Source organism: Capnocytophaga sp. oral taxon 863 str. F0517 (assembly GCF_000466425.1).
Classification (GTDB): domain Bacteria; phylum Bacteroidota; class Bacteroidia; order Flavobacteriales; family Flavobacteriaceae; genus Capnocytophaga.
Genome location: NZ_KE992112.1, coordinates 11,868 through 21,160, shown reverse-complemented (window position 1 = coordinate 21,160; position 9,293 = coordinate 11,868). Strand labels below are relative to the sequence as shown.

General features: G+C 33.8%; 8 protein-coding genes and 1 pseudogene. All 9 read right to left on the bottom strand.

The features are described from left to right. Window positions 1-367, bottom strand: a pseudogene (locus HMPREF1551_RS03830) (hypothetical protein); the annotation flags it as partial. A gap of 52 nt (window positions 368-419) precedes the next feature. Then, a complete protein-coding gene (locus HMPREF1551_RS03825) occupies window positions 420-1,259 on the bottom strand; it encodes an SH3 domain-containing protein (RefSeq protein WP_196800706.1) in 840 nt (279 codons plus the stop codon). A gap of 41 nt (window positions 1,260-1,300) precedes the next feature. Further along, window positions 1,301-3,673 carry a hypothetical protein gene (locus HMPREF1551_RS13110; RefSeq protein WP_021627723.1) on the bottom strand — a complete coding sequence of 791 codons (2,373 nt, stop codon included), beginning with the start codon at window positions 3,671-3,673 and terminating at the stop codon, window positions 1,301-1,303. Between the two features lie 4 nt (window positions 3,674-3,677). Then, window positions 3,678-4,688: a LysM peptidoglycan-binding domain-containing protein gene (locus HMPREF1551_RS03815; RefSeq protein WP_021627722.1), complete on the bottom strand. Its 1,011-nt coding sequence runs from the start codon at window positions 4,686-4,688 to the stop codon at window positions 3,678-3,680. 23 nt (window positions 4,689-4,711) lie between these two features. Then, a complete protein-coding gene (locus HMPREF1551_RS03810; protein ID WP_021627721.1) occupies window positions 4,712-5,650 on the bottom strand; it encodes a TssN family type VI secretion system protein in 939 nt (312 codons plus the stop codon). Between the two features lie 14 nt (window positions 5,651-5,664). After that, window positions 5,665-6,624, bottom strand: a complete 960-nt coding sequence (locus tag HMPREF1551_RS03805; RefSeq protein WP_021627720.1) for a type VI secretion system baseplate subunit TssG — start codon at window positions 6,622-6,624, stop codon at window positions 5,665-5,667. Next, a complete protein-coding gene (locus HMPREF1551_RS03800; protein WP_021627719.1) occupies window positions 6,624-7,265 on the bottom strand; it encodes a C40 family peptidase in 642 nt (213 codons plus the stop codon). The genes HMPREF1551_RS03805 and HMPREF1551_RS03800 overlap by 1 nt, the downstream gene beginning before the upstream one ends. Before the next feature lie 111 nt (window positions 7,266-7,376). Then, window positions 7,377-7,907 carry a hypothetical protein gene (locus HMPREF1551_RS03795; RefSeq protein ID WP_021627718.1) on the bottom strand — a complete coding sequence of 177 codons (531 nt, stop codon included), beginning with the start codon at window positions 7,905-7,907 and terminating at the stop codon, window positions 7,377-7,379. Then, window positions 7,882-9,293, bottom strand: a 1,412-nt coding sequence (locus HMPREF1551_RS14170) for a PAAR-like protein (RefSeq protein WP_021627717.1), incomplete at its 5' end; no start/stop codon positions are given. The genes HMPREF1551_RS03795 and HMPREF1551_RS14170, both read right to left, overlap by 26 nt.

Here is a 9,293-nt window from a genome sequence, read left to right as displayed (position 1 = left end):
GTTTAAACAATTCAGCGGTGATAAACACAGAGAAGGTGGCATTACCCTTCATCTCTGTCATATCCTTGCTTAGCGTTAAGGTTTGTCCTTCTTGTGAGGTACTTATCTGTATGCGTATTCCATTAGGAGTAACAGCGTGGCATTCTTCAAGGGTTAGTTGCAGCTGATTGTAGTGATCCATCAGCACGTGCATCTTGAAGGCATCGCCAGCCATAGGCTGTAAGCCATAGTTAAGGTCTGTGGTTTGCAGGGCTATGGCATCTCTAAGGCTGTCGGTAACAAAATCCTGCACAGCAATAAAATGGCTGCTACTTAGCTTCATTCCGTCTATCCAATTTACAGGATAATGGGTGAGTAGATTGTTCATTGTTCTATCTTGTTTATTTTTAATTTGCAAAGGTAAGGGTTTTTAGGATAAATTATTTAATTTTTATTCTGCTTTTGTGTACATATCCTTTTAATCCTTCTTTAGTTTTTATCAGATACCAATTGCTTGTATCATCTAATACATCTATTTTTTCGCCTGATTTTATTCTACTTAGAATTTTAGAAGAAGTACTCTTATCCGCCCTTATATTAGAGTATCCATCAGGATCTTCTATATAATAACCTCTTGAAGAATTAAATAAGAAATCAATTATTTCCTTGGGGTTATCGAAGTCGTGAGAATATCTTTGAACATAGTATTTCGCCGCATTAATAGCAAAATCGTGTTCGTTAGGAGTCCCTCGTAACATTTTATCGACCGCTAACACCATCTCTTTTCTTATAAATTGGCGCATATTCTTCTCATAATAAAATAACGATTGTATACCAGTTCTATTATTAATATTTTCATCAAGATACCATTTTAGTAGTGTTTTATCTCTATAAACACCGAAAGTAACTACAAAATTTGATAACATATCTGCATGATTATCTTTTAGCCATTCTAAGGACTTTAGATCTTTATAGAAGAGATACTGATTAAGGTGAAATAACTTAAGTCCATCTACATCTACTTCATCTCCTTCTGTAAATATGATTCTCTTATCTTTAATAGCAATAAATGGACAGAGATCATCATTCAGCACCACTATATTTTGTGGTAGCAATTCTTTATTGATAAAAGAGTGTATTACTTGCTTATAGTGCTCTTCAGAAGGTTTTTTATAGTTGTATTTTTCTAATTCAGCAACTATCTGAGGCATTATTTCTTGCGTATATTTACGGAAGTTAATATAAACTTCGCCGTCTTTAAAAATTGTATAATCTTCCATCTTTTGACTATAGCTATTAAAAGTTACTATTAAAAAAAGTATTATAATTTTCCAGTCCATTTTGTTTCTCCTATATTTTTGTTATTCCAATTAGATTCTTCTACTTCTCTTTCTTCAAGAATTATTTTTACATTATCCCAGTATTTTATAGAATCATATAAGTTCTTCACAGGATCGTTATTGCCTCCACTAACTGTTGTTAAACAGCCAATGGCGTCAGCAGGAGAAAATTTATGTATAGCAATTCCTTCTCTTTTTCCATCAACACCTTTAATAACAGGATATTTCCCTTTATCACTCAAATACATAGAATGTTTTTGTGTAGGAAATGTTTTTTGAATCAAGTAATATTCTCCTGGTGGGGCTTCATTATTTTTTCCATACCTATATGGGGAATGTGGTATGTGTTTTTTCTTTATTGAATGAGCATCTCTTGCAAGATAGGTCGTAAAATCTGGAGAGGGTAAGCTATTATTTTTTTTATATTCTTTATATTGCTCTATTGTCATTTCATTATAAACATCTGTTTTGTAAACTACCCAGTTTCCTATTTTTTTACTTCCTTTTCCAGATACTACAACAACTGTAGCTTTAACCATTTCTTTAGTTATCTTCATCTTAAACCTATGCAACGCACTGCCTGACAAGGTAGGTTTTGCAAGAGCAGCATTGGTATTGCTAAAGATGTCTATAAACACATCACTACTAATTTTCTTATCTTTATTAAAGACTATTTTTAGCTCAAATTCGGTCTCTTTCCCGTTTATTTTTGTTGTATATCCTGAGCCAAATGGCCTTTCTATCTCGCCTTCTTTTATTGTTATAGAAGCTATATTAGGAGATAAAACATTCTTATAGTTATAGTACAACTCATTAGCATAGAGAATTTCTGCTTCGTGGCTAGTGCTTAAAAACAACCCTAAATAGCCCACTTTCTTCCCCCCTTTTGGGGTTACAGAAAAGCGAATAATCATACTGTTGGTTTGTTTTACAGTTGTGATATCTTTTTCTTTGTATTCTGTTGCTACACTTGTTTTTTCATCAAGTACTTTTATATGTTTATCTGCCTCTTTATCAGGCTCTAAAGAAACATTTTTATCATCTTTTACTTCATAGACTTCTTTTATTTGAATGTCAGGTAAAAATAAGCCATAAGCAGGAAGTGTTTTAGTATTCTTATTTACTTCTCCTGTAGTTACTTTTACAGCAGAAATACCATATTCAACTTTAAGATCTTCAGTAGTAATCTGAAAAGGCTTAGATCCCTTACTATCACTAAATGTTTTTACTTCAATAGTGTAATTTTGTTCATATCTGTCTTCTCCCTCTCTTTCTTTTCCTCCCCAAAGAAGCTTTTCGTCATCAATCTCAATCTCTCTTCCTATAAAAATATCATCTTTAAACGTGAGTACTCCACTGCTTGTTATAGAGTCATCAGGGGTATATTTATCCTTTTCCAATATAAAATACTGAAAAGATTTATTAATCATTCCTTCTGATTCAATACGTACTCTAACGACATCTCCTTTCTTAATTTTTGTTACCTTTTTATTATTTTTATCTATAAAGTAGACGTCTTTTATTTTACCTTTAACTTGAGTTGCTTTTTTACCATTTGTTTTTGGAGGTTCTCCAAAACTGGCTTCTACTTTAAAAGTGTGTTCTGTTGATTTATCTTTTGAAGTCTTATTTTTTACATAAGCATCTAATACATCTGGGTGTGTTGACAAAGGTATTTTTACTTCTGCTCTACCTTTATTGTCGACTTTTGCTTTAAAAACTTTTTTAGGTTCTTTATCATTATTCCATAATAATTTAAAAGTTATCTCTTTATTTTGTAAATCCTGAGTTTCAGCCCATACAAGCAAAGTGTCTTGATAACTTACTTTATTAGGATCGCCATCTCCCATTTTTATAAAATCAACTTTTAAAATTTTAGGTTCTATATTATGTCTTGTTGTTTTTTCTTCAGGGATCTCTATAGTTTTCTTAGCTACAATTTCTACTTCTATTTTTTCATTTCTATTTTCATTTTTTAATATTTCAGCTACAATTTCTTCTTTTATGTTTCCTTTTTCATCTTTGCTATTTAATATTTTTTCTAACTCATCATTAGAAACTCTTTCTGAAAACTCTTCAATAGTTATTTTTGTTTTTTCTACAAAAGTGAATTTATAGACAATGATATCATACTTTTTTCCTGACATTTTTAGATCTATACGAAACTTAGTAGTAACACCTTTTCGCTTTGTTTCCTTGCTAATAAGACTTCTTTCATCTACTCTATACATTACCCAACGATACAGTACATTATTATCCTCTTTAATAGTTTTTGTTCCTATTTTTAATTCATAAAGAGGTGACTCATTTACACGAGGATTTTCTTCACCTGATATAGTTATTTTACCTGGCATAATCTTATAATTTAGATTTTTTATTTATTCCTAACATATTTTTTCTATATAATTCACTTTCAAAGTAAATATCTAATACTGCTTCTATAGCATAAAGTTGCGATGATTTTCTCTCTGTAACATACATAATTGTAAAATCACTTTCAAAAGGTGTTATATTATCAATCATTCTGATACCTTCTGTTAATTTCCATAAGTTATAATTTCTCCTTAACTCTCCCTTTACAGTTGTTACTATTTCCTCTTCTTCAAATACTACTTCTGCTTCTAACTCATAAGGAATAAAATCACTACCTTGCACAGGGCAAAACTCCTCTTCCCACTTTTCATTGTCCTTATGAAACCACTCCATACGAGGAAAGAGCACCTGATTTAAGAACGACATCTGTAAGCGTTCTAATATATATTCCTTATCTATGAGTTTTTCATAGAAAGCATCAGTATAGCTTTTGGCTAACTCACCTTCAAAATAGCCTTCTATATCAGTACGTTTTTGTGCAAATCGCTCAATGATCTCTCGGTGGTTTTCTATATCAGTGATTCCCCCATTTATGGATAGATGGTATTTTAATGGTTGCATCGCCTGCATACAAGCCGTTGCTAACTCGGTGAATTTAGTATCAGCCTCCTCATAAGTTGTATTTACAATCATACTCCACCCTTTCTCTGCTTTCTCCATCTGCAAAGAAAGAGAATAATCTGTTTTTACTTCCTTATCTGAGGTGATGACTACTTCTTTTACTTTATAGTCCTTTGCATAAAACTTCTTATCCAAATAACGGGAAGGACGCTCTATTTCTTTTTGTACAGCCTTTTGATGTCCTTGCAAGGTAGCGAGTTCTTCTTCTGAAGGAACTATAATGCGCTCTGTCTTAGAGGTTAGCTTTTGTTCCAATAGTTCCCACAACTCACAACGCATATTGTGATAATGCCGCAAGTCATTTACTGAGATTTGAAGCTTCTCAGCAATCAACTGTAAGGTATCCCCTTTCTTTACCTTGTATATTCTACTCATAAGTGTATCATTTTAGGGTTATACTATTGAAATTCATAGGTTTCTTCCTCTTCCTCCTCTTCTTTAAGTTTATTGTCTACACCTTCTTTTCGTATACAGAATATCACACTATTCTCAACGATGTTATTGGAAAGAAGTGTGCCATCTGGAATAATAAACCGCGTTTTCTCATACCACTTAGGTTGCAAGTAAAAAATCCAATGACACAAGCCATTGTCATCTTCCGTTTGTATAGGTTCATTAAAGTGTTTTTCGTTGTAGTCTAATACAAAACTGTAGAAAAGTCTCCCAAAATCAATACGTGAGGGTGCTTTAGCTCTAAAAGAACTGAAATTCTCATCTGTTTCTTCCTTCTTTACTACTAAAGAGATGAGTACCAAGTCTCGCATTTCCTCATCCTTGATACTTCCTCTTTGTTTGTAATCAGCAGGGAACTGCCAAGACTCGTACTCCACAGGCGGTATGCTGATAGCTCTGTTAAAACTGTCATTAAGCAAGGTAGGTACAAAAAACCACAAGAAATGCATCAACATCCAATAAGCAAAGATTACGTCATTGAGGAAAGAATAAATAAGCAAGAATGGAATGCTTGCAAAAGCTACTATCAGGATAGCAAAGAGATACTCAGTAAGTGCCTCTTTTGACTCAAACTTCTTAAAGTAGTAACGATATAAAAAGCAGTGGAGTATTCCCAGTCCTAATGAGGCTATCTGATAGAAGATAAACTCATATAGGTTGTTGTCTATAAAAAGGCGGCTATAACCCATTAGAGGGACAAGCGCATAAACAAATACGGCTGCACTTACATAGATATAGAACTTGGTTTTATATTTATCCTTAAAACCACTTACTTTTGAGGCAAAAAACATCTTTAAGGCTACACAGCCCATAATGATAACCAGCACAATGATAATCAATTGCGGGTCAAGTAAGTGTCCAAAGTATTTCTTTATATGGTTCATAGTATATTGTAATATTAATCTGCTTTAATTTCTGTTAGGTAAGTATTGTATCCCAAATAGGAAGGGCTTTCTGTCACATTTAAAGTTGATGATTGCTTTTCTTTGGGCAGTAGCACCTCTGTGGTTACCTCTACCTCCATAGGGAAGAAGTGCCTATAAAAAAACGCTAAAAATTGCTTAATAGTTCCTTGATGTAGATACTGAGGTAACTCAGTTTGCTGCAAAGGACCTATTTGCAAGTCCAAATGCTTGGTGTAATCTGTATAGTCAGTACCTGCAATCGTATCTAAGCCTAAATAACAATCCCCAAGTAAGGTATGTTGGGTGGCATCGGCATAGTTGTCGTATTCTCTGATATTTACCTTGACCTCTTCACCAATAAGCAGTGATAGTACCTCGCAAGTCTTATCAAGGTCGCCTATAATCTTATGTGCATAGGGTAATAGACTGATAAACTTTGAGGCTAACACAGCTTCAAAACTCGTAGGGACATTCCATAGGGTATACAGAACATCAGGGGCAAGGGTGCTATTGATTTCTTTTAGGAACGAACTCTCAAAGATTTCTGTTTGTACGTTAAACTGAAAGAGTTCATTCTCCAAAGGAGCAAAGAACAATCTCGCGGCTTTCTCTTCTTCCTTTTGCTGGCGATACTCCTTAACCATTGTCTCTATGCCCTTCTTTGAGGTATCCGCATCCTTGCTGTGTACCATTCCTTCAGGCAAGGTATCATAGAGACTATCACGGGAGAGACTTATATAAAGCATCTGAGTAGCATCATAGAAATAGTCCTTTACAGAAGCGTCCAACACATCAAAGCGATAACTGCGTGAAAACTGCCCTTCTTTCTCTACAATACACTGGTTTTCTTTGATATGCTTGTGTTGTATTAGGTCGCTGACAAGGACTTCTGCTTTGATATCATATTTCAAAGCAGTGATTTCTTGGGCGATATGTTCTAAGTCTGTTGCCATTACTTTTTTTTCTCTTGTTTTAGTCTGCCCGCAGCTACATAGCGCAATTGAAAATAAGGGTCGTTAAAATCATAGATATTTAACCCTTCCTCTGTGCAGGCTAAGATACGGTCGTTGTGCAGGTATATCCCCACATCTGAAATGGGTTGTTCTTTGGAATATCTGAAAAACAATATATCACCTTCTTTTAAAAAATCCCTTCCTGTAAAGAGTTGCAAGGCTTTAGAGCGGAATATACCATCAGCAGTTTTAGGAAAAGTCTCTTTGTAAACATCACTAAATAATGCTTGTACAAAGTAAGAGGTATCTACACCTATTTTCTTATCCAAGCTCTGTGGTTTGTAAGGCGTACCTATCCAAGCATCAATATAAGCATACAAGGGATAATTGCGTATGTCCTGTGGCATCGTCTTTAAGATGATGGAATACTTCTCTTTAAGTCGTATTTCCTCATCTGAAAGCTGCTCATCCTTGTAATTGCTCTCCGTGTATTTGGCGTCTATACTGTCCTTATGAGCTTGCGCGGCTTTGCGAAAGCTATCCGTGGAATAGTGATAGGGCACCTCACGGATATACTTGCCTCCTGAGCAGGCAGCTGTAAAGATGAGTGATGATATGTAAATGAGTTTCTTATAGGTCATTGTGGTTTTATTCTATTGGCTGTTTGCACGAGGTAAAGGTATGAAATATTTTTGGAATAGCAATATTTTTACTTCAATTATTTTCATAGGTAGATTTAACCCGCGTAATTTTTACCATTTGCAACCACCTGTTTTGTTGCGTTTTACCAAATCAAGACAGATTTTATGAATGGAATCATTTTGCATTTGTGGAATTTTATCCAATGCTAATACAATGGAATCTATACATACAAAGTCCGTATAGCTCATATCTCCTCTTATAATTCCTAATAGAAATAAATCACCTGATATTGACAAATTATATACAGGAAAAGATTCTGGATCATATTCTCCACTATTTCTGACTTTCAAGTATTTAAATTCTATTAAACGACCTATTATCGTTTTTATCTTATAACTTGAAATATCTTCTATATTTAGTTTAGAAAAATAATAACTTAAACTTTCTTTTCCTTCTTTCTTATCTGCTATCCTCAAATTAACAATCTCTTCTATTTTTTTATAAATCTCTTCTTTACTTAAAATAGTATCTTTTTGGGTTTCTATTTTTTGAGAAAAGGAAATGGTTTTTTTAGGTGTATTGAAACAGCTTAAAAAGGATACGCCTATTAGTAAGCTATATAGAAATATTTTCTGGATCATAATCTTTTATAATTTTAATTACGTCTATTTTTTTACCTAAATCCGTAACACGAGTTTCTACTATTTCTGTATTAGTGTGGGGTTCACTATTTTCAGGAATGACAGTAATTTTATAGAGTTTTTCTATTTTTTTGAAAACACCATCGGTTTTTACTTTTCCTTTAAAGTATTCTTTATCCCAAAACAAATTGGATAATGCTGTAGCCCCAATAGTGGTTATTTTATAATAATATGTAACTTCATCATCTACGATATCTATTTCTTTATTGATATAATTACCAAAAGCATAAGCAAAACTATCAAATGTATATTTTATTTCATCTATTTCAATTGCAGCAGGTTGCAAAGCTGTTCCACAACTAGCAAAAATAAAGAGGGAATGCTTGTGGGTTTTTATAGTTCGTTGCTTCATATCTTTAAGAAGCTCAAAATCAAGAGAATCACGATGGCTGCCTAATATTTTTTCAATAGTGTCTACATAGAAACCTTCGTTATCTTTCAAATACAATCCTCTATTCCAACTGTGTCCCCAAAAAACAAAAGCACCAATTCGTCCAGCATTTTCCATTGTTTGGAGCAGTTCTTTGCCTGTACTTACTGGCTGGGCATTCACTCCCAATAGTTTAGCACATCCTTCACCAGTTTGTTTTACAAATTTATCATCATTATCTTTGCTTACTATTTTTTGTCCGTAGGTTACCAAAATAGTAGGTGATATTTTTGCTCTTTCTTCTAAGAGGCTGCTAACAACATCACTCCCTACAACTCTTGCTATAATTCTTCTTTCTATAACTTTTTTCTTTTCTTGCGCTAATCCATGGTTTATAGTAGTATTTTTTTCATTGATATTCACCTCAAATAGAGCTGTTCCATCAGCTTCTACTACACTTGACAAAGGTATTAAATAATTTCCATCTTGTATTTTTTCTTGGTTACTTTCTTCTACCTCAATACTAACTGTTTCTCCTTTTGTGTAATTCTGTGTTTGAGCGAGTATATAAAAAACACTTTGTTTTTCATCAAAATAATCAATAGGTTCTCTATTTTTATCTACCCAAGTAAGACTTGTGATTTTCTTATTTACAGAAGAATCAATACTATCATTTACGAATTTACTAAAATCCATAAAAGGATTGATCATATCCATTTTGATAGGGTCAGCACTGTGTAGATTGCGGTTTGTTATCTCTGCCACCTGTCCGTGGTTGATGATGCTGATACAGTCTTTACCACCTATGGGGCAGGTGGCTTTGCTGTCCTCTAAAAGGGGGTGCCCATTGTTTTCTTCATAGGTAACATTCTCATAAGCACCGCTCCACTGAGTTACCATTGCCTGACAGGGTTTATAACCACCACCTGGTAGTGGTTGCATCTGACATAGCCCAA

Bases quoted from the DNA above. Each gene is read 5' to 3' on its own strand.
- HMPREF1551_RS03825 (WP_196800706.1), bottom strand. From the start codon at position 1,259: ATGGAAGATTATACAATTTTTAAAGACGGCGAAGTTTATATTAACTTC.
- HMPREF1551_RS03815 (WP_021627722.1), bottom strand. From the start codon at position 4,688: ATGAGTAGAATATACAAGGTAAAGAAAGGGGATACCTTACAGTTGATT.
- HMPREF1551_RS03800 (WP_021627719.1), bottom strand. From the start codon at position 7,265: ATGACCTATAAGAAACTCATTTACATATCATCACTCATCTTTACAGCT.
- HMPREF1551_RS03805 (WP_021627720.1), bottom strand. From the start codon at position 6,624: ATGGCAACAGACTTAGAACATATCGCCCAAGAAATCACTGCTTTGAAA.
- HMPREF1551_RS13110 (WP_021627723.1), bottom strand. From the start codon at position 3,673: ATGCCAGGTAAAATAACTATATCAGGTGAAGAAAATCCTCGTGTAAAT.
- HMPREF1551_RS03795 (WP_021627718.1), bottom strand. From the start codon at position 7,907: ATGATCCAGAAAATATTTCTATATAGCTTACTAATAGGCGTATCCTTT.
- HMPREF1551_RS03810 (WP_021627721.1), bottom strand. From the start codon at position 5,650: ATGAACCATATAAAGAAATACTTTGGACACTTACTTGACCCGCAATTG.